Source organism: Achromobacter sp. RTa, assembly GCF_000757485.1.
Taxonomy (GTDB): domain Bacteria; phylum Pseudomonadota; class Gammaproteobacteria; order Burkholderiales; family Burkholderiaceae_B; genus Achromobacter.
The window spans coordinates 112,160-133,244 of sequence record NZ_JPYO01000033.1; the positions used below are offsets into that span (position 1 = coordinate 112,160).

Consider the following 21,085-nt stretch of genomic DNA (forward strand, 5'->3'; position numbering starts at 1 on the left):
AAGGTCAAACAAGATGCCGCGCGCACTGCGCGCGGCAGGGCGACTATACCGCCCGGGCCAATGCCGCCGCCAGCCCGATGTACGAGCGCGGGGTCATCGCCAGCAGGCGCGCCTTCGGTTCTTCCGGCAGCGCCAGGCCCTGGATGAATTCTCGCAGGCCTTCCTCGGTGATGCCCTTGCCCCGGGTCAAAGCCTTGAGCTGTTCGTAGGGCTGCGGCAGGCCATAGCGGCGCATGACGGTCTGCACGGGCTCGGCCAGCACTTCCCAGCACGCATCGATATCGGCATCGATGGCGGCGGCATTGACCTCGAGCTTGCCCAGGCCGCGCATGCAGGCATCCCAGGCCACCAGGCAGTAGCCCAGGCCCACGCCAAGGTTGCGCAGCACGGTGGAATCGGTAAGGTCGCGCTGCCAGCGGGAGACGGGCAGCTTGTCGGCCAGGTGTCGCAGCACGGCGTTGGCCAGGCCCAGGTTGCCTTCGGAGTTTTCGAAGTCGATCGGGTTGACCTTGTGCGGCATGGTGGACGAGCCGACCTCGCCTTCCTTCAGGCGCTGCTTGAAGTAACCCAGGGCCACGTAGCCCCAGATGTCGCGGTCCAGGTCCAGCACGATGATATTGGCGCGCGTGATGGCGTCGAACAGGGCCGACATCCAGTCATGCGGTTCGATCTGGATGGTGTGGCGGTTCTGGGTCAGGCCCAGGCCGGCCAGCACGCGCTGGCTGAACGCGGGCCAATCGATCTCGGGGTAGGCCGACAAGTGGGCGTTGTAGTTGCCGGTGGCGCCATTCAGCTTGGCCAGCGGCTCCACGGCCTCTACGGCGGCGATGGCGCGGTTCAGGCGCGCGGCCACGTTGGCGAATTCCTTGCCCAGCGTCGTCGGGCTGGCGGGCTGGCCATGCGTGCGCGACAGCATCGGCTGGTCGGCCTGGGCGATGGCCATTTCGTTCAGCTTGGCGGCAAGCTCGCGCAGGCGCGGCACCACGACTTCGTTGCGGGCGCGGGTCAGCATCAGCGCGTGCGAGGTGTTGTTGATGTCCTCGGAGGTGCAGGCGAAATGGATGAACTCGGCGGCGCGGGCCAGTTCGGCGTCATCCGCCACCTTTTCCTTCAGCCAGTACTCGACGGCCTTGACGTCGTGATTGGTGACGCGTTCGATGTCCTTGATCCGGGCGGCATCCGACTCGGAGAAGTCTCGCACCAATTGTTGCAGGCGCGCGCGGGCGGTCTCGGAAAAGGCGGGCAGTTCGGGCAGGCCCGCGTCGGACAGCGCGACCAGCCAGGCCACTTCGACTTCGACGCGGTGCGCCATGAATCCGGCCTCCGACAGCAGGCCGCGCAGCGCGTCGCCCCGGGAAGCGTAACGGCCATCCAATGGCGAAAGGGCGTTGAGTTGGCTGAGCTGATCGGCGATTTGCATGGTCTGGAAAGGAAAAAGCGGGGAATGAGCGAATCGGGCGATTTTATCATCCGGAAGCATGCAACATTGTGGCAAACTGGCGAAGATTCCGGCCTGTGGGCGGCCTGACCGCCATACGGCCTGCTATACTTCGGCCGCTTTCCGACTCCGCTTGTGACTCCATGAAACTGATCGGCTCGCTTACCAGTCCTTACGTGCGCAAAGTGCGTATCGTCATGGCCGAGAAAAAGCTGGACTACCGGCTCGAACTCGAAAACGTCTGGTCCGCCGACACGCAGATCCAAACGTACAACCCGCTGGGCAAGGTTCCGTGCCTGGTCATGGAAGACGGCGGCGCCCTGTTCGATTCGCGCGTCATCGTCGAATATCTGGACACCCTGTCCCCCGTTGCCCGCCTGATTCCCCAGCCGGGACGCGACCGCGCGGCCGTCAAATGCTGGGAAGCCATCGCCGACGGCCTCCTGGACGCCTGCGTGACCATCGTCAAGGAAAACCAGCGCCCCGAGGCCCAACGCAGCCCGGAATGGATCGAACGGCAGTATTCCAAGATCCATGCCAGCCTCGACGCCATGAACAAGAGCCTGGGCGAAAACGCCCATTGCATGGGCATCAACTACAGCCTTGCGGACATCGCCGTCGGTTGCGCGCTGGGCTACCTGGACCTGCGCTTCGCCTCGCTCGACTGGCGCGCCAACCACCTGAACCTGGCCCGCTTGTACGACAAGCTGTCCCAGCGCCAATCGTTCATCGACACGATACCTGGATAGGTCCCCCCCCGAAGCGCTGCGCGCTTCCCCCCAGGGGGGCGCCGCTACGGACCGGCGGAGCCGGATCCGTGCGGCCTCGCTTTGGCAATACCTCTTTCCGCCGGGCCATGCGGCCCGACTTTCAGCCGGTAAAGGTCTGCCAGGCCTTGAAGAGCATGTAGGCGGCCAGCGCGAAGAGCAGGCATGCGAACACGCGCTTCAGCGTCTGCACCGGAAGGCGGTGCGCCATGCGCGCGCCCAGCGGCGCCGTCAGCACGCTGGTGCAAACCAGCGCCAGCAACGCGGGCCAATAGATATAGCCCAGCATGCCCGGACGCGATTCGCCCGAGGCCAGGCCGGACGCGACGTAGCCCACGCTGTTGGCCAGCGCGATGGGAAAGCCCAGCGCCGCCGAGGTCGACACGGCATTGTGCAGGGCCACGTTGCACCAGACCATGAACGGCACCGACAAAAAGCCGCCGCCCGCGCCCACCAGGCCGGACAGGAAACCGATGCCCGCACCGGCCGCGCTGGTGCCCACGACGCCGGGCATCTGACGGCTGGGCTTCGGCTTTTTGTTGCGCAGCATGCTCCAGCCGGAATACCCGACGAACAGCGCGAAGAACAGCGACAGCCACAGCGTGCTCAGCGCGGCGAACACAGCGCCGCCTGAGAACAGGCCGCCGATGATGATGCCGGGCGCCATCGCCCAGACGATGTTCCACTTGATCGTGCCCCGCTGCTGATGGGCCCGGACGCTGGAGATCGACGTGAAAAGGATCGAGGTCATCGACGTGGCGATGGCGGCGTGCACCACCAGTTCCGCGGGCATGCCCTGCCAGGTGAACAGCATCGTCAGGAACGGCACCAGCAGCATGCCGCCGCCGATGCCCAGCAGGCCCGCGGCAAAGCCGACCACGCCGCCCAGCACCAGCAGGCAAATCAACATCGTTACATCCACAACGGTCTCCTATTTCTTCTTGGTCATGAACAAGGCCCCTGGAGCAGCGCCCCAGGGGCCTTGGAAAAAGTGGGCGCCCCGCCGGGCGCCTGCCGGCGCATCGCCTACACGATGATGCCGCCTCCCAGGCAAACCTCGCCATCGTAAAGCACGGCGGACTGCCCTGGCGTCACCGCCCACTGGGGCTCGGTGAAATCCAGCGCGAAGGCCGCGCCCGTGGCGCCGTCGAGACGGCACGCCGCATCCGCCTGCCGGTAGCGCGTCTTGGCGCCATAGGCGCCGGACGCCGGCGGACGGCCCGCGATCCAGCTGGCGTCCTGCGCCCGCAACTCGTTCGAAAGCAACCAGGGATGGTCGTGCCCCTGCACGACGTAGAGCACGTTGCGCTCCAGGTCCTTGCGAGCCACGTACCAGGCCTCGGCCGTGCCGTCTTCGCGCTGCCGCCCCTTCACGCCGCCCACGCCCAGCCCCTTGCGCTGGCCCAGTGTGTAGAAGGACAGCCCCTCGTGGCGGCCGACCGTCGTCCCTTCGGGCGTCATGATCGGGCCGGGTTCGGTCGGCAGATAGCGGTTCAGGAATTCCCGGAACGGCCGTTCGCCGATGAAGCAGATCCCCGTCGAATCCTTCTTGGCGGCATTATGCAGGCCGATCTCGTGCGCGATGCGCCGCACCTCGGTCTTGTGGATTTCGCCCAGCGGAAACAAGGTGCGCGACAACTGCGCCTGGTTCAGTCGGTGCAGGAAGTAGCTCTGGTCCTTGGAAGCGTCCAGCGCCTTGAGCAGCTGGAACTCCGTGCCGCCGCCCTCGGCCGGCACCTCGCGCACCCGCGCGTAGTGGCCCGTGGCGATGCGCTCGGCGCCCAGCGCCATGGCGTGGTCGAGGAAGGCCTTGAACTTGATCTCGGCATTGCAGAGCACGTCCGGATTGGGCGTGCGTCCGGCGGAGTACTCGCGCAGGAATTCCGCGAACACGCGGTCCTTGTATTCGGCGGCGAAGTTGACGAACTCGAACTCGACGCCGACGAGGTCCGCCACGCTGGCCGCGTCCAGGAGATCCTGGCGCGTTGAGCAGTATTCGGAATCGTCATCGTCTTCCCAGTTCTTCATGAACAGGCCGACGACCTCGTAGCCCTGCTGCTTGAGCAGCCAGGCCGTGACTGAAGAATCGACCCCGCCGGACATGCCGACGACAACGCGGCCCTTATTGGATTTTTGACTCATGATGGCGCTATTTTAAATCGGAGCGGGCTTCTTCCTGCGGCTGCGGCTCCGCAGCTCGCGACACTTCCATCAGCCACGTGCGGAAGGCCTGCAGCGTGGGCAGGTTGGCCTTCTGTTCGGGATAGCACAGGTAGTAACCCATGCGCGCCCGGATGGGCAGCTGGATGGCGACGGCCAGCTTGCCGTCGCGCAACTCGTCCTCGATCAGGCAGCGCGGTATCAGCGCGACCCCGAAGCCCGCCGCGGCGGCCTGGGACAGCAGCGCGTACTGGTCGAAGCGGGCGCCCTCCAGGCTGCGGCGCGTGTCGCAGCCGGCCTGCTCGAACCAGTCGCGCCAGCCTTCCAGCGCCGAAGTATGGTGCAGCAGCGGATACGCCAGCAGGTCCGCCGGCGACGCACAGCCTCCCGGGATCAGCCGCGGGCTGCACACCGGCAGGATTTCGCGGCCGACGATGTAGTCCGCCCCGCTGCCCGGCCAGATGCCCTCGCCGAAGCGCACGGCCGCGTCGAGTTCGGGCGTGGAAAAGTCGTAACCTTGACGGTGCGGCAGGAACTCCACGTGGATATCCGGCCGCAGGCGCATGAAGGCGGTCAGCCGCGGAATCAGCCAGCGCGCCCCGAAGGTCGGCATGCAGGTCAGGTTGAGCGTGCCCCCCTGCCCCTGGTGCGCGATCAGCTCCACCGTGGCGGCTTCGATCTGGCCGAGGCCGGCCTGGATCTTGGTGAGGTAGCTGCGTCCGGCCTCCGTCAGGACCAGGCCTTGCCTGATCCGCAGGAATAGTTCGATGCCTACGAACTCCTCCAGATGTTTCACTTGTTTACTGACCGCGCCCTGCGTTACGCATAGCTCCTGGGCCGCGCGCGTGAAACTGCTGTGCCGCGCGGCGACTTCGAACGCCTGGAGATCCGTTAAAGAGGGACAGAAACGCCGCATAAATATCGCTCCCCACGGCTGCCGTGGGCTCCTTGGCCGCCGTGGGGCCGTTCTAAGCCGGGGCCGAGGGAAGACAGGTCCCCGCGCCGGTCACGAAACACAAATTGTTTCAGGTCAAGCAGCAAAAACAGCGGCTTTGGCGGCCGCCGCCTAAAGAGGCATGAAAAAAAGTCATAGCTTACGGAGAAACTTTCGTTTGCGCAAACGGGGCCGTCAGGAAAGAATCGTTGCGTTTGCGTCTGCCTTTGCGCATCCGCTTTCCAATTCATTAGGGGAATCCATGCAACGCCGTAAAGTTGTCCTGGGCCTGTGCGTCGCCGCCGCGACCCTGGCCACGCCGCTCACCTCGGGTATCGCGCACGCTGAAGACGCGTACCCGTCCAAGCCCATCCGCCTGATCGTTCCCTTCCCGCCCGGGGGCACGACCGACATTGTCGGCCGCCTGTTCGCCGACAAGCTGAGCAAGGAACTGGGCCAGACCGTCGTCGTGGAAAACCGCGGCGGCGCCGGCGGTTCGATCGGCAGCGCCTTCGTCGCCAGCAGCGCGCCGGACGGCTATGTCCTGGGCATCGCCACCGTCAGCACGCACGGCATCAACCCGGCCATCTACCCGAACCTGCCGTTCGATGGCGAGAAGGACTTCACGCCCATCTCGAACCTGGCCGCCGTGCCGAACATCATGACCATCAATCCGAAGGTCCAGGCCAAGAACATCGCCGAGCTCATCACGCTGGCCAAGAGCGAGCCGGGCAAGCTGACGTACGCGTCCGCCGGCAACGGTTCGGTCTCGCACATGATGGGCGAACTGTTCAAGATGGCCTCGGGCACCAACCTGATGCACGTTCCGTACCGCGGCGTGGGCCCGGCGCTGAACGACGCGCTGGCCGGCCAGGTCGACGTCATGTATGACAACCTGCCTTCCACGCTGCCGCACGTGCAGTCCGGCCGCCTGATCGCCATGGCCGTGGCCTCGCCCAAGCGCGTGGCGTCCCTGCCCGACGTCCCCACCTTCGCCGAAGCCGGCCTGCCCGCCGTGAACGACGCGTCGTGGTTCGGCCTGGTCGCCCCGGCCAAGCTGCCGGCGCCGGTCCTGGCCAAGCTGAACGCCGCCGTTCAGAAGGTCAGCGCCGAAGCCGACGTCAAGACGCGCCTGGAAGCGCTGGGCGCCGCGCCCGCCGCCAACACTTCGGCCGAATTCGGCGCGCAGATCGCCGCTGAAATCGCCAAGAACAAGCGCATCGCCAAAGAAGCAAACGTGAAGATCGACTGATCGATCTTCGATCCCCGCCGCCCTCCGGGGCGCGGGGATCTCCGATTCACGAACGCACCACCCCCTTATGCGAATTACCCAACCCCTGTCCTACCGGCTCGACCTCCCGCAGCAATATCCCGATTCGGAATCCTCGGCCCCGCTCGTGCTGGACTCTCCGCACAGCGGCACCGCCTACCCTCCCGATTTCGCGGCCGCGGTGGACTTTGGCGCACTGCGCACTGCCGAGGACACCTGGGTTGACGATCTTTGGGGCGACGCGCTCGAGATGGGCGTGCCCATGATCGCCGCGGCCTTCCCGCGCGCCTACATCGACGCCAACCGCGCCCCCGACGAGATCGACGAACTGCTGCTCGACCAGCCCTGGCCCGACGCGCTGAACGCCTCGCCCAAGGTCAAGCTGGGCAAAGGCCTGATCTGGCGCATGCTCGATGACGGCACCCCGCTGTACGACCGCAAGCTGACGGTCGAGGAAGTCCGCCACCGCATCGATGCGTGCTGGAAGCCCTACCACGCCGCCCTGGGCCGCGTGCTGGACGACGCCCACCGGAAGTTCGGCAAGGTCTGGCACATCAACTGCCACTCGATGCCCAGCGTGGCCGGCGCCTTCGCGACCGACCGCCCCGGCCTGGTCCACCCCGATTTCGTGCTGGGCGACCGCGACGGCAGCACCAGCGATCCCGCCTTCCGCGAATTCATCGCCGCCTGGCTGCGCGAGCGCGGCTATGACGTCACCGTGAACGATCCCTACAAGGGCGTGGAACTGGTGCGCGCCTTCGGCCGCCCGCAGGAAGGCCGCCACAGCCTGCAGATCGAGATCAACCGCAAGCTCTACATGGACGAGGTCACGCTGCGCCCGTCCGAAAACTACGGCCGCCTGAAGGCCGACCTGCGCGACCTCACTGCCGCGCTCATTACCTGGACTCGCGCGCAAACGGCTTGACGCCGGACGTTTGCGCGCAGTGCCGGCCAGCGGCGTGGTAAGCCTGGCCGGATAATGGGTTGAAAAACCCCGCCCCATGGTTCGCCATGGGGCTTTTTTTTGGTTCATCGCGCAGGGGCGGTGGAATGGAGCTGTTGCTTGTGGAGGTGTCTGACACCCGGGAACGCCAATTCGAACTTGGCGGCCTGCCAGTAAGGGTGTCAGACACCTGAAACGCAGGGGTGTGAGACACCTGGGATTTGCTGGTGTCTGACACCTTGAACTTGCCAGTGTCTGACACCCCTACGAGACGCCCGCCCGGACGGAAGCCGGCGCACCACGGGTGTCAGACACCACCGCAACATCACCCCGCCGCAGATCTCAGGCGCTCGTCCACCACCTCGATCCAATGCCGCACCGGCGTATCGGTGCCGCTTTGCAGATGGCCGATGCAGCCGATGTTGGCGGACAGGATCACGTCCGGCCCGCCGGCGGAGATGGCGCTCAGCTTGCGGTCCCGCAACTGCAACGCGATCTCGGGATTCAGCACGGAATAGGCGCCTGCCGAGCCGCAGCACAGATGCTTGTCGGCGAACGGCTGCAATTCGAAACCCAGGTCCGCAAGCAACTGCTCGGACAGCGGCCGCAGCCCTTGCCAATGCTGCAGGGTGCAAGGCGGATGGAACGCCGCCCGGCCGCCCGCGGGCAGGCGCGAGCGCAACTGTTCCGCATGCGGCGCGACGATCTCGGCCACGTCCTTCACCAGCGCCACGATGTCCGCGGCCTTCTGCGCATAGGCGGGGTCGTGCCGCAAGTGATGGGCGTACTCTTTCACCATGGCGCCGCAGCCCGACGCATTCATGACGATGGCCTCGACCTTGCCATCCTGCACCAGCGGCCACCAGGCGTCGACATTGGCGCGCATCTGCTCCAGGGCGGCATCCTGCGCATCCAGGTGGAAACTGACGGCGCCACAACAGCCCGCCCCGGGCGCGATGCGCGCGCCGATGCCGACGGCGTCCAGCACGCGTATGGTGGCCGCATCGATGGTAGGCATCATGGCGGGCTGCACGCAGCCGGCCAGCATCAGCACCTGCCGGGCATGCCCGGCCACCTGCGGCAGCGCGCCCGCATCGCGGCGTTCGGGCACCTTGCGTTTCAGCGATTCCGGCAACAGCCCGCGCACGGCCTGCCCCACCCGCATCGCCGGCGCGAACAGCGGCGACATCATGGCCTTGCGCAGGATCGTGCGCTTCGTCCTGTCGCCCCAGGAGCGCGGCACGCGCTCGTCCACGATCTTGCGGCCGATGTCCACCAGGTGCCCGTACTCGACGCCCGAGGGGCACGTGGTTTCACAATTGCGGCAGGTCAGGCAGCGGTCCAGATGCTGCTGGGTGGACTGCGTGGGCTCGGCGCCCTCCAGCACCTGCTTGATGAGGTAGATGCGCCCGCGCGGGCTGTCCAGTTCGTCGCCCAGCACCTGGTACGTCGGACAGGTAGCCGTGCAGAAGCCGCAATGCACGCAACGCCTCAGGATGGCGTCGGCTTCGTTGCCCAGATCGGTATCGCGTGCCCAGGATGCAAGCTTGGTTTGCATGATGCCTTATAGCTCCAGGACCAGGCGGCCGGGATTGAACAGGCCGGCCGGATCGAGCTCTTGTTTGAGCCGGCGCGTGATCGAAGCGATCCCTGGCGCCAGCGGATGGAATACGCCGTCTGCCGGCGGCCTGCCGTGGCCGGTGCGGAACAGCGTCGCATGCCCGCCCAGCCGCGCCGCGGTTTCGCGCAGCATGGCCGCGTCATGCACGCCTGTCAGCCAGCGCTGCCCACCGCCCCATTCCAGCAGGGTCGGGCCCAGCCCGAGCGCGGCGGCCGTGGGAGGCAGGGCAAGGCGCCATAACGGCTGCCCGGGCGTGAAGAACGCGTGGGTCTGCTCGCGCAGCGACCGCCACCACCCTGCCGCCGCCTCGGACGCCATCGGCGTGCCGCCGATCGACTGGCGGGCGCTGGCGACGGCCGGAGGCGCGCCCGACAGGCGCACGGCCATCGCGCCTTCCGCCTGGCTGTCGTCGCCGGTCCAGCTGGTGGCGGAAATCGGCAAGGGCTTGCCGCGCCACAGGGCGAAGCTGGCCAGCGCCTGCGCCTGCGTGGCCGGCAGCACCAGCGTCAGTTCCTCCATCGGCCGGGGCACGACCTTCAGCGACACCTCGAGGATGGCGCCGAAGATGCCGTGCGATCCGGCCAGCAGCCGCGACACGTCGTAGCCGGCCACGTTCTTCATGACCTCGCCGCCGAACGAAAGAATGCGCCCTTCCGAATCCAGCAGTTGCGCGCCCAGCACGAAATCCTTCAGCGCGCCCGCGCTCATGCGGCGCGGCCCCGAAATACCGGCCGCCACGCAGCCGCCCACCGTGGCGGCCGGCGAGAAATGCGGCGGCTCGAAAGCCAGCATCTGGCCGTTTTCGGCCAGCACGGCCTCAAGTTCGGCCAAGGGGGTTCCAGCACGCACCGTCACGACCAGCTCGGATGGGTGATAGCTGACGATGCCGCGATAAGGCGTCATGTCCAGCAGGCAATGCCCGTCCTGCGGCGTTACCGGACGGTAATTGCCATAGAACGCCTTGCTGCCTCCACCCATCACGAACAGGGGTTTATGGCCCGCACGGGCCGTCATGACCTGGTCGCACAACTCCGACAGGACGAAATCCATAGGGGATGCGTCCTAGAAGCGGGCGAGATCGGGGAAGCGCAACTCGCCCGCATGGACATGCATCTTGCCGTATTCGGCGCAGCGGGCCAGCGTGGGAATGACCTTTTCAGGATTGAGCAGGCACGGCGGGTCGAACGCCCGCTTTACCGCCAGGAACGCGTCGAGTTCTTCGCGAGAGAATTGCACGCACATTTGATTTATCTTCTCCATTCCCACACCGTGCTCTCCGGTCACGGTCCCTCCTACCTGCACGCACAGTTCAAGAATGGCGGCGCCGAATTTCTCGGCGCGCTCCACTTCGTCCGGCTTATTCGAATCGAACAGGATCAACGGATGCAGATTGCCGTCGCCTGCATGGAACACGTTGGCGCAGCGCAGCCCGAATTCGTCTTCCATCTGCTCGATGGCGCCCAGCACGCGCGCCAGGTGACGGCGCGGAATCGTGCCGTCCATGCAATAGTAATCGGGCGACACCCGTCCCGCGGCAGGGAACGCGTTCTTGCGGCCGGCCCAGAACTTCAGGCGTTCGGCCTCGGACGCGGAAACCTGGCAGCGCGTGGCGCCCGCCGCGCGGAACACGGCCTCCATGCGCGCGATTTCGTGCTCGACCTCTTCGGGCGTGCCGTCCGATTCGCACAGCAGGATGGCTTGCGCATCCATGTCGTAGCCTGCCTGCACGAATGGTTCGACCATATGCGTCGCGCGCCGGTCCATCATTTCCAGGCCGGCGGGGATCATGCCCTGGGCGATGACTTGCGTGACCGCGTTGCCGGCGGCCTCGACGCTGGAAAAGCTGGCCATGACGACCTGCGCGCTGGCCGGCTTGGGAATCAGCTTGACGGTCACCTCCGTGACCACGCCCAGCATGCCTTCGGATCCTATGAAGACGGACAGCAAATCCAGCCCGGGCGCATCCGGCGCTTCCGAACCCAGTTCGACGATATCGCCGTCGATGGTGACCACGCGCACGCGCAGCACGTTGTGCACGGTCAGGCCGTACTTGAGGCAATGCACCCCGCCTGAATTCTCGGCGACGTTGCCGCCGATGGAACAGGCGATCTGGCTGGAGGGATCGGGCGCGTAGTACAGGCCATAGGGCGCGGCGGCCTCCGAGATAGCCAGGTTGCGCACGCCCGGCTGGACGATGGCCGTCGCGCTCGCCAGATCGATGTGCTTGATGCGGTTGAATTTCGACAGGCCGAGAAGCACGCCCCGGCTGTGCGGCATGGCGCCGCCCGACAGCCCGGTGCCGGCGCCGCGCGCTACGATGGGCGCGTTCAGCCGCTTGCAGATGCGCATGACGGCCTGCACCTGCTCTTCGGTTTCGGGCAGGGCCACGACCGCCGGCAGCACGCGATAGAGGGAAAGGCCGTCGCACTCGTAAGGGCGGGTGTCCTCTTCGCGGAACAAAACGCAGTGCGCGGGCAATGCCGCCGCCAGGGCCTCGACGAGCTGCTGCAAAGAGTAAGGCGCCTGCACTTGTGCCAGGCCAGTTTCGACCAAAGAATTCATGACCGCAACAATAGCGCGAGCGCCCGCTATAAGCAGGCCGGGATTTACCCGCATCGGCGGTCCGCTCACGCACAGATAAGTAACCAGCCGTAATCGGCGAAGCCGCCTGGCGGCGCGTCCCGGCGGCCCCGGCGCAAGAAAGCCGACGGCTGCCCGCCGGTTTTCGGAGTGAAGGCCGCGCCTTCCTCAGGCCTGCCAGGAGACGATCTTGCCCGGGTTCAGGATGTTGTTCGGATCGAACGCGTGCTTCAGGCTGCGCATCAGGGCCAGGGCGTCCTCGCCGTGCTCCTCGGCCATGAACTGCATTTTGTGCAGGCCCACGCCATGCTCGCCGGTGCAGGTGCCGTCGGCCGCGATCGCGCGGCGCACCAGATTATGGTTGATGGCTTCGGATTCCTGCCACTCCTCGGCGCTGTCGGCATCGAGCAGCATCAGCACGTGGAAGTTGCCGTCGCCGACGTGGCCCACGATGGTGTAGGGGAAGCTGGCGCGGTCCAGTTCCTCGACCGTGTCGCGCACGCAGTCCGCCAGGCGCGAGATCGGCACGCACACGTCCGTGGTGCTGGCGCGGCAGCCAGGGCGCAGTTGCAGGCCCGCGAAGTAGGCGTTGTGGCGCGCGGTCCAGAGGCGGCTGCGGTCTTCGGGACGCTCGGCCCATTCGAAGTCCATGCCGCCATGGTCTGCCGTGATCGCCTGCACGGTTTCGGCCTGCTCCTGCACGCCCGCCGGGCTGCCGTGGAATTCGAATACCAGCAGCGGGGTTTCGCGCAAGCTCAGCTTGCTGTGTAGATTCACCGCGCGCACGCTGGCCGCGTCCATGAACTCGACGCGCGCGACGGGCACGCCCATCTGGATGATTTCGATCACGCTCTGCACGGCGGCGTCGAGCGTGGGGAAGTTGCAGACCGCGGCGGACACGGCCTCGGGCTGCGGATACAGGCGCACCGTGACTTCAGTGATGATCCCCAGGGTGCCTTCGCTGCCCACGAAAATACGGGTCAGGTCGTAGCCCGCCGACGATTTGCGCGCGCGCCCCGCCGTGCGGACGATGCGCCCATCCGCCGTCACCACCGTCAGCGACATGACGTTTTCGCGCATGGTGCCGTAGCGCACGGCGTTGGTGCCGGAAGCGCGCGTGGCCGCCATGCCGCCCAGGCTGGCGTCGGCGCCGGGATCGATCGGGAAGAACAGGCCGGTGTCGCGGATTTCTTCGTTGAGCTGCTTGCGCAGCACGCCCGCCTGCACCGTGGCGGTGAGGTCCTCGGCGTTGACCGCCAGCACCTTGTTCATCTGCGACAGATCCAGGCTGATGCCGCCCTGGATCGCCAGAATGTGGCCTTCCAGCGACGAGCCCGCGCCATAGGGAATCAGCGGAACCCGGTGTTCGTTGCACAGTTTGGCAACCTCGGCCACCTCTTCGGTCGTGTGCGCGAAGACGACGGCGTCCGGCAGCATGGCCGGATAGGGAGACTCGTCGCGGCCGTGATGCTCGCGCACGGCGGAAGACTCGGACAGACGGTCGCCAAAGCGCGCGCGCAAGGCATCCAGACAGGCAGCCGGCACCGGGCGGCGCAACGTTTCAGCGTGCAGGGGAGCGTTCATGATCAGCGTGTTCTCGGGTTCGTTAATCCGATTATTCTACGCCGCTGCGGATGCTGCGCCGCAAACCGCCATGCGTGGCGATCCGCGGCGCGCTCCGCGCATTTACTTGCCGGAGGTCAGCGCGACCCGGCGGCGCTCACGCACGGCGTGGGCCAGGCGCTCGAGCACGGCGACGGAAGCATCCCAGTCGATGCAGCCGTCGGTGATGCTCTGGCCGTAGACCAGCGGCGTGCCCGGCACCATGTCCTGGCGGCCGCCCAGCAGGTGGCTTTCCACCATGACGCCCACCAGCCGGGCATCGCCCGCCTCCATCTGGCGCGCGACGTCTTCCACCACCTGCGGCTGATTCTCGGGCTTCTTGCTGCTGTTGGCGTGGCTGGCGTCGATCATGATGCGCTGGGCCAGGCCGGACTTGGCCATGTCCTGGCAGGCCGCGTCCACGCTCTGCGCGTCGTAATTGGGCGTCTTGCCGCCGCGCAGGATGACGTGGCAGTCCTCGTTGCCGGCCGTCGACACAATGGCGGAGTGCCCGCCCTTGGTCACCGACAGGAAATGGTGCGGCTGCGAGGCCGCCTTGATGGCGTCCACGGCGATCTTCACATTGCCGTCCGTGCCGTTCTTGAACCCCACCGGACACGACAGGCCGGAGGCCAGCTCGCGATGCACCTGGCTTTCCGTCGTCCGAGCCCCGATCGCCCCCCAGGAGACCAGATCCGCGATGTATTGCGGGGTAATCATGTCCAGGAATTCGCAGCCGGCGGGCAGCCCCAGGCTATTGATGTCCAGGAGCAGTTCCCGGGCAACCCGCACGCCCTTGTTGATGTCGAAGCTGCCGTCCAGGTCGGGATCGTTGATCAGGCCCTTCCAGCCCACCGTCGTGCGCGGCTTTTCGAAATAGACCCGCATCACGATTTCCAGGTCGGCGCTCAGGCGGTCGCGCACAGGCTTCAGACGTTTCGCATATTCAATGGCCGCGCGCGTGTCGTGGATGGAGCAAGGACCGATCACGACGATCATCCGGTCGTCCATGCCATGCAGGATGCGATGCATCGCCTGGCGGGCGGCGAACACGGTATCGGACGCCTCCTTGGTGCAGGCGAACTCGCGCATGACGTGCGCGGGCGGATTCAGCTCTTTGATTTCTCGAATGCGAAGGTCGTCGGTATTGTGTGACACGGTACTGCTCCTGGGTTGCCCGCCGTCGGGGACCGTTCCCGAGGGATTCCTCAACCGGCGGCGCAAAAAAAGCCGCCAGTTCGCTGGCGGCTTTTTTGGGGGGATTCTTTCCAAACTTCAGATTGAGCGCGTCCCTTCCTCCGCCAGCGGCTTCAGAAAACCATAAAAGTAAAAGTAAAAAGCGGGGGACGCGAATTTCATGGGGAACGACTCTAGCACAGTTTTTTCCAGCCGTCAGTTTTTTTCGAGACGCGGCATGGGGGGCAACGCCTCGCCGCCGGGCCGCCCCAAGGCGAGGCTGCCCCCCTCGGGGGGGCAGCTAGCCCGCGCAGCGGGCGCGGCGTGGGGGGCAACCTACGCCGTACCGCCTACGGTCAAGCCTTCCATGCGGACCGTCGGCATGCCTACACCCACGGGGACGCTCTGGCCGTCCTTGCCGCAAGTGCCCACGCCGGAATCCAGCTGCAGGTCGTTGCCGATCATGGTGACGCGGTTCATGGCGTCTGGGCCGTTGCCGATCAAGGTGGCTCCCTTGACCGGGTAGGTCACCTTGCCGTTCTCGATCATGTAGGCCTCGGATGCCGAGAACACGAACTTGCCGTTCGTGATGTCGACCTGGCCGCCGCCGAAATTGACGGCGTACAGCCCGCGCTTGACGGACGACACGATTTCCTCGGCCGGCTTGTCGCCGGCCAGCATGTAGGTGTTGGTCATGCGCGGCATCGGCAGGTGGGCGAACGACTCCCTGCGGCCATTGCCGGTGGCGGAGGTTTTCATCAGCCGCGCGTTCAGCGTGTCCTGCATGTAGCCGCGCAGGATGCCGTCCTCGATCAGGACATTGCGCTGGGTGGCGTTGCCTTCGTCGTCGATGTTGAGCGAACCGCGGCGGTCCGGGATCGTGCCGTCGTCCACCACCGTGACCCCCTTGGAGGCCACGCGTTCGCCGATGCGGCCGGAAAACACGCTGGATCCCTTGCGGTTGAAGTCGCCTTCCAGCCCGTGTCCGACCGCCTCGTGCAGCAGGATGCCCGGCCAGCCCGAGCCCAGCACCACGGTCATCTCGCCTGCCGGCGCGGGACGCGCCTCCAGGTTCACCATGGCTTCGTGGACGGCGCGCTCTACATAGCCTTGCAGCATCTCGTCCGTGAAGTACGCCAGGCCGAGGCGTCCGCCGCCTCCGGCGTGGCCCATTTCGCGGCGGCCGTTGCGTTCGGCGATCACGGTCAAGGACAGGCGCACCAACGGACGCACGTCGGCGGCCAGGCGGCCATCGCTGCCTGCCACCAGGACCACGTCGTATTCGGCCCCCAGGCCCGCCATGACCTGGATCACGTGCGGATCCCGCGCGCGCGCCATGCGCTCCACCCGTTCGAGCAGGGCCACTTTCTCGGGCGCGCTCAGCGAGGCGACCGGATCGATGTCTGCGTACAGGCTGCGGCCGATCTCGGCTTCGACCTGCGCCGCCACTTTCACCTTGCCGGCGCCGCGGCGCGCGATGCCGCGCACTGCATGGGCGGATGACAGCAGCGCTTCGGGCGACAGCGAATCCGAATATGCGAAGGCGGTTTTCTCGCCGCTCACGGCGCGCACGCCGACACCCTGGCTGATGGAGAAACTGCCCGTCTTGACGATGCCCTCTTCCAGGCTCCAGCCCTCGCTGCGCGTGTACTGGAAATACAGGTCGGCATAGTCGACCTTGTGCGTGAAGATCTCACCCAGCGCGCGCGCCATGTCAGCCTCCGTCAGCCCCCAGGGGTCTAGCAGCAGCGATTTGGCGGTGGCGAGGGAAGCAATGGCGGGATCGATGATTTTCATGGGACTCTATTCAGGGACGGCGGCGCGCAAGCGCGCCTGCAAAGGCGCTCAAGACCATATCGTAACGCCGACACAGGCTCGGCGTCCCGGGCCTGCCGGAAAAACCCCGGCCCGCCCGCGGCCGGCCGAGGCGCCGGCAAGCGGGGCGTGGATTATCTCCTATGCCACAGATGAGGCCGAAATATTACATATCAAGTTAAGCAAATTTCGAGCGAGCGCCGTTTTAAGGAAATGCTTTCGCGGGTCCGACGGCATCATTACGCACATTCGCGCGGCCGCGCCGAGGGGCCATTGCGCACGCATTTGCGCACTCGTCATACAACCTGACATGAAAATGAAACCAAAGAGATTGCGCCGCCGGATTATGCTTTCCGGGGCGCTCTCAAAGGCCGCGGATCCCAAAATGCCCGGCATCGGGCAATACAGGCAGCCGTTCATGACGAGTCATCAGACTACTTCTAGGAACCCCTCGGTTTATCCCCGGTCCAATTGCGGCGCCGCACTACCGGGATTGCGGCTCTCCGTAGTACCCGCCGCCGGCGCATTGCCGCAAAATCAGTCGTTTGCAGAGGAGGCAGGGCACCGTTCGTCCGCCTCGTGAACCAATACCGGATTTGTTTCAAGTTGTCCCAAATACGGGAATACCATTCCCAATAGTTGCTTCCGGCATCGGCGGCAAAAGCGGAAATGACCCTTGGCTCTTTTGATACAAAGTAATTAGTCCTAAAACCAGGAAGTCAAGGCGTAATTTATGTATTATGCGAAGCACAACAAATACACATAACTTCGCCGGCGATTAAAAGCAGTTCCATAATCAGGAATAAACCATGGCCCGAGAAACCTACGCAGCACTGCAAGCAAAGATCGAAAAGGAAATCAACAAGCTACAGAAGAAGGCTGAGATCCTCCAAACCAAACGCCGCAAGCCCGTGATCTCGTCGATCATCACGTCGATGCGCGAGTACGACATCACGCCCGAGGAGATCATCGCAGCCTATGGCGCCGGCAAGGCTACGCGCGCCACCACCGGCGGCCGCCGCAAGGCCAGCCCCGCGGCCCGCCCGGCCAACGCCGCCAAACGCGCCGTGGCGCCCAAGTATCGCCATCCGCAAACCGGCGAAACCTGGAGCGGCCGCGGCAAGGCGCCCCGCTGGCTTGCCGCGGAAGAAGCCGCCGGCGCCACGCGCGACAGTTTTCTTATCAAAGAATAAAACCTATTTGAAAGTAAGAAATAAAATCGGCGCACCATTTTGGTGCGCCGATTTTTTTATTTATGCAGCTGGCTTCGAGGCCAGTTGGAACTTATTGGACGGGAAACTCGATTTCGCGCTCCGCGCCATTATTCCCGGGAAAATTATCAAATATTGCGCGCACCAGATAGGGCATGGTGCGCATGAAATCGTCGCGTTCGCTCAGTATGTAAGCCGTTGAACGGTATACCTCGGCGCCGCCGCGCTGCGTATCGTGGATCTGCAGCGTGAGCGCATTACGCTGGACGACCATGGGCACATCCACCCAGTCCGGCCCCCAGTAGCCGTAGCCCGCGCCCCACGGGCGGGGGCCATAAAAACCGCCATAGCCATAGCCGCCATAGAAATACGGATCATATGGGCGCCGCACCATTACCTGCGTCTGCGTGGTTCCGTAACGGAACGAGACATCAAAACGACCCTTGGCGCCGGGTTTCGCCTCGACCAGGCCGGTCGGGCCAATACCGGCGCGCACCATGTCCTGGTAGGACTGATATTCGAGATTATTGTTTTGGGATGGATCGGCGGCCACGAACTGATAGGTCTGCCCCTCCACGCCGGCGGGCCATTGCTGGAAGGACGTCACTCGCGCCGATACCGTTGGAGCAGCGCAGCCCGTCAACGCAAGCGCCCCCAGCACGACGAGCACGCCGGCCCAACGGCCCGCATTGAACATAGACGACCTCGACATTCTGAGACTCCTTCCGCGCGCGACCGCGCATGATACTGAGGTTTGACCGACCCCGTCCCGAAAAGTTTACGTCAGCTCACAAGGCGCCAGGCGGCGCGGCGAATCCAGCCACTACAATAGGCTCCTCGTTCATACAGGACTGCAATCCCATGCGCACAGACACGCCCGTAACCGTATATCGCAAGGATTACCAGCCCTACCCCTACGACATTCCCGAAGTCGCCCTCGCGTTCGACCTCGCGCCCGACGCCACCGAAGTGCGCAGCGTGATGCAGGTGCGGCGCAAGCCCGGGGCCGGGGCCGACGCCCCCCTGATCCTCGACGGAGAAGACCTGGAACTCGTCTCGGTAGGGGTGGATGGCGCGGCCTTGCCTGCCGATCGCTACCGCCTTTCCGAGCACCGTCTCGAAATCCACTGCCTGCCGGCCAGCTCCACGGTGGAAATCGTCAGCCGCTGCAAGCCTTCCGCCAATTCCACGCTGATGGGCCTGTACGTGTCGGGCGGCAATTTCTTCACGCAATGCGAGGCCGAGGGCTTCCGGCGCATTACCTGGTTCGCCGACCGCCCCGACGTCATGTCGCGCTACCGCGTGACCCTGCGCGCCCTGCCCGAATACCCGGTGCTGCTGTCCAACGGCAACCTGGTCGCTTCGCGCCAACTGCCCGATGGCCGCAACGAGGTCGAATGGGAAGACCCCTTCCCCAAGCCCTGCTATCTGTTCGCGCTGGTGGCCGGCAAGCTTACGCACCGCGAAACCACCGTGAAGACCGCCAGCGGCCGTAACGTGCTGCTGCAGGTCTATAGCGACCCGGGCTCCGAGACCAAGACCGAATGGGCCCTGGATTCGCTCGTGCGCGCGCTGCGCTGGGACGAAAGCCGCTTCGGCCTGGAGCTGGACCTGGACCGTTTCATGGTGGTCGCCGTCCATGACTTCAACATGGGGGCGATGGAAAACAAGGGCTTGAACATTTTCAACGCCGCCTATGTGCTGGCCGATGCCGACACGGCTACGGACGCCAACTACGAGGGCATCGAATCCGTCATCGGGCACGAATACTTCCACAACTGGACCGGCAACCGCGTAACCTGCCGCGATTGGTTCCAGCTGAGCCTGAAGGAAGGCCTGACGGTTTTCCGCGACCAGGAGTTCAGCGCCGACATGATGGCCCACGGTATGGAGGCGGCCGAGGCGGCCAGCGCCCGCGCCGTCAAGCGCATCGACGACGTCGTGGCGCTGCGCGCCGCCCAGTTTCCGGAAGACGCCGGCCCCATGGCCCACCCCATCCGCCCGGAAAGCTACCAGGAGATCGGCAATTTCTACACGGCCACCGTGTACGAAAAAGGCGCCGAAGTCATCCGCATGCAGCACACCCTGCTGGGCGAGGAAGGCTTTCGCGCCGGCATGGACGAATATTTCCGCCGCCATGACGGCCAGGCCGTCACCTGCGACGACTTCGTCGACGCCATGGAATCCGTCTACGTGCGCCAGCATCCGGGCCGCGACCTTTCCGTGTTCCGCCGCTGGTACCGCCAGGCCGGGACGCCGCGCGTGACCGTCAAGCTGGACCACGACGCCGCCGCCCACCGCTGCACGGTGACGCTTACCCAGGAATGCCCGCCGGTCGGCGTGGAAAAAAAGGCCGGCGCCGACTACGTCAAGGCGCCCTATCACATCCCCTTCGCCATCGGCCTGCTGGACCGCGAAGGCCGGGCGCTGACGCTGCGCCATGAGGGCGAAACCCGCGAAACGGCGCTGCTGGAACTGACTACGCAAAGCCAGCAATGGGTCTTCGAAGACATCGCCGAGCGCCCCGTGCCGTCGCTGCTGCGCGACTTCTCTGCCCCCGTCATCGTCGAGTATGCCTGGACGGACCAGGAACTCGCCCTGCTTTCGGCCCATGACGGCAATCCGTTCGCGCGCTGGGAAGCCGGCCAGGAATTCGCCACCCGCCAGATCCTGGCCCTGGCCGAGGCCAGCCAGGCCGGCAAGACGCTGCGGGCGGACGCCTCCTTCATCGAGACGTGGCGCGCGCTGCTGACCGATCCGGCGATCGACGCCGCCTACCGCGCCCGCGCCCTGGCCCTGCCCTCGGAGAAGACGCTGGCGGAGCGCATGCGGCAGGTGGATCCGCCCGCCCTCGCCGTGGCGCGCGACTTCCTGCGCGCCGAACTGGGCCGCCAGCTGGCCGCCGAATTCCGCCAGGCCTACGAGGCCAACCAGACCCCGGGCGAGTACAGCCCCGCGCCGGTCCCGGCCGGCAAACGCGCCCTGAAAAACCTGGCGCTCAACCACCTCATGGCCGCGGGCGAACCCGACGCCCAGGGCCTGGCCGAACAGCTCTATGGCCAGGCGGGCAACATGACGGACAGCATGGCGGCGCTGTCCACCCTGATCAATTTCGGCCAGGGCGAGTTTCCGCGGCAGGCGCTCGCCGCCTTCTACGACAAGTGGCGCGACAACCCGCTGGTGGTGGACAAATGGTTTGCCTTGCAGGCCGCCGCGCGCTCGACCACGGTGCAGGGCGCGCGCGAGCTCATGCAGCACCCCGCCTTCACGCTGCGCAACCCGAACCGCGCCCGCGCGCTGGTTTTCCAGTTCTGCCTGAACAACGCCCGGGGCATGCATCACCCGGACGGCTCGGGCTACGCGTTCTGGGCCGAGCAGGTGCTGGCGCTGGACGCGCTCAATCCGGAAATCGCCGCCCGCCTGGCCCGCGCGCTGGACAACTGGTCACGCTTCGTTCCCGCCCTGCGCGCGCCCATGCAGGCCGCGCTGCAACGGGTTCGGGCGCACGAAGGCTTGTCGCGCAACGTGCAGGAAATCGTATCCAAGGCTTTAGAATTCGCAGCATAGG

At 65.7% G+C, this 21,085-nt stretch carries 16 protein-coding genes; 5 read left to right on the top strand and 11 right to left on the bottom strand.

The genetic code is table 11. The features are described from left to right. Positions 1-43: 43 nt before the first annotated feature. Positions 44-1,420 (bottom strand): adenylosuccinate lyase, encoded by a 1,377-nt coding sequence (gene purB / locus JL37_RS11920; RefSeq protein ID WP_043544362.1) that lies wholly within the window; start codon positions 1,418-1,420, stop codon positions 44-46. 161 nt (positions 1,421-1,581) lie between these two features. On the opposite strand from purB, the gene JL37_RS11925 reads away from it, so the two are divergent. After that, a complete protein-coding gene (locus tag JL37_RS11925) occupies positions 1,582-2,187 on the top strand; it encodes a glutathione S-transferase (RefSeq protein ID WP_043544311.1) in 606 nt (201 codons plus the stop codon). Positions 2,188-2,308: 121 nt separating this feature from the next. Here JL37_RS11925 and JL37_RS11930 read toward each other — a convergent pair whose 3' ends face one another. The 3 genes from JL37_RS11930 to gcvA all read right to left on the bottom strand — a co-directional run bounded on the left by JL37_RS11930 (position 2,309) and on the right by gcvA (position 5,281). After that, positions 2,309-3,127 (bottom strand): sulfite exporter TauE/SafE family protein, encoded by an 819-nt coding sequence (locus tag JL37_RS11930; RefSeq protein WP_043544314.1) that lies wholly within the window; start codon positions 3,125-3,127, stop codon positions 2,309-2,311. A gap of 104 nt (positions 3,128-3,231) precedes the next feature. Then, entirely contained in the window at positions 3,232-4,347 is a 1,116-nt protein-coding gene (gene mnmA / locus JL37_RS11935) for a tRNA 2-thiouridine(34) synthase MnmA (protein ID WP_043544315.1), read from the bottom strand. Between the two features lie 7 nt (positions 4,348-4,354). Next, complete coding sequence (gene gcvA, locus JL37_RS11940) at positions 4,355-5,281, bottom strand: transcriptional regulator GcvA (RefSeq protein WP_043544316.1); 927 nt, start codon at positions 5,279-5,281, stop codon at positions 4,355-4,357. Positions 5,282-5,561: 280 nt separating this feature from the next. On the opposite strand from gcvA, the gene JL37_RS11945 reads away from it, so the two are divergent. Together JL37_RS11945 and JL37_RS11950 are read left to right on the top strand one after the other, a co-directional pair. After that, complete coding sequence (locus JL37_RS11945) at positions 5,562-6,551, top strand: tripartite tricarboxylate transporter substrate binding protein (RefSeq protein ID WP_043544318.1); 990 nt, start codon at positions 5,562-5,564, stop codon at positions 6,549-6,551. 67 nt (positions 6,552-6,618) lie between these two features. Next, positions 6,619-7,494, top strand: coding sequence for an N-formylglutamate amidohydrolase (locus tag JL37_RS11950; protein WP_043544319.1), 876 nt, complete (start codon positions 6,619-6,621; stop codon positions 7,492-7,494). A gap of 343 nt (positions 7,495-7,837) precedes the next feature. Here JL37_RS11950 and glcF read toward each other — a convergent pair whose 3' ends face one another. From glcF to tldD, 6 genes are all read right to left on the bottom strand, one after another. After that, positions 7,838-9,070 (bottom strand): glycolate oxidase subunit GlcF, encoded by a 1,233-nt coding sequence (gene glcF / locus JL37_RS11955; protein WP_043544321.1) that lies wholly within the window; start codon positions 9,068-9,070, stop codon positions 7,838-7,840. 6 nt (positions 9,071-9,076) lie between these two features. Continuing rightward, on the bottom strand, positions 9,077-10,183 hold the full coding sequence (gene glcE / locus JL37_RS11960; RefSeq protein WP_043544322.1) for a glycolate oxidase subunit GlcE: 1,107 nt from the start codon (positions 10,181-10,183) through the stop codon (positions 9,077-9,079). 12 nt (positions 10,184-10,195) lie between these two features. After that, on the bottom strand, positions 10,196-11,695 hold the full coding sequence (locus JL37_RS11965; RefSeq protein WP_043544324.1) for an FAD-linked oxidase C-terminal domain-containing protein: 1,500 nt from the start codon (positions 11,693-11,695) through the stop codon (positions 10,196-10,198). Positions 11,696-11,881: 186 nt separating this feature from the next. After that, positions 11,882-13,297 (bottom strand): FAD-binding oxidoreductase, encoded by a 1,416-nt coding sequence (locus JL37_RS11970; protein WP_043544325.1) that lies wholly within the window; start codon positions 13,295-13,297, stop codon positions 11,882-11,884. Between the two features lie 102 nt (positions 13,298-13,399). Further along, positions 13,400-14,473 carry a 3-deoxy-7-phosphoheptulonate synthase AroG gene (gene aroG / locus JL37_RS11975; RefSeq protein WP_043544326.1) on the bottom strand — a complete coding sequence of 358 codons (1,074 nt, stop codon included), beginning with the start codon at positions 14,471-14,473 and terminating at the stop codon, positions 13,400-13,402. 354 nt (positions 14,474-14,827) lie between these two features. Beyond that, positions 14,828-16,288: a metalloprotease TldD gene (tldD, locus tag JL37_RS11980; protein WP_043544327.1), complete on the bottom strand. Its 1,461-nt coding sequence runs from the start codon at positions 16,286-16,288 to the stop codon at positions 14,828-14,830. A gap of 827 nt (positions 16,289-17,115) precedes the next feature. On the opposite strand from tldD, the gene JL37_RS11985 reads away from it, so the two are divergent. Next, the gene (locus JL37_RS11985; protein ID WP_043544328.1) at positions 17,116-17,499 is read left to right on the top strand and encodes an H-NS family nucleoid-associated regulatory protein; all 384 of its coding nucleotides are present in this window, start codon (positions 17,116-17,118) and stop codon (positions 17,497-17,499) included. 91 nt (positions 17,500-17,590) lie between these two features. Here the strand turns inward: JL37_RS11985 and JL37_RS11990 are convergent, their stop codons facing one another. After that, positions 17,591-18,229: a DUF4136 domain-containing protein gene (locus tag JL37_RS11990; protein WP_081955049.1), complete on the bottom strand. Its 639-nt coding sequence runs from the start codon at positions 18,227-18,229 to the stop codon at positions 17,591-17,593. Between the two features lie 149 nt (positions 18,230-18,378). Here JL37_RS11990 and pepN point away from each other — a divergent pair, with 149 nt between their 5' ends. Continuing rightward, a complete protein-coding gene (gene pepN, locus JL37_RS11995; protein ID WP_043544330.1) occupies positions 18,379-21,084 on the top strand; it encodes an aminopeptidase N in 2,706 nt (901 codons plus the stop codon). Position 21,085: the final 1 nt, after the last annotated feature.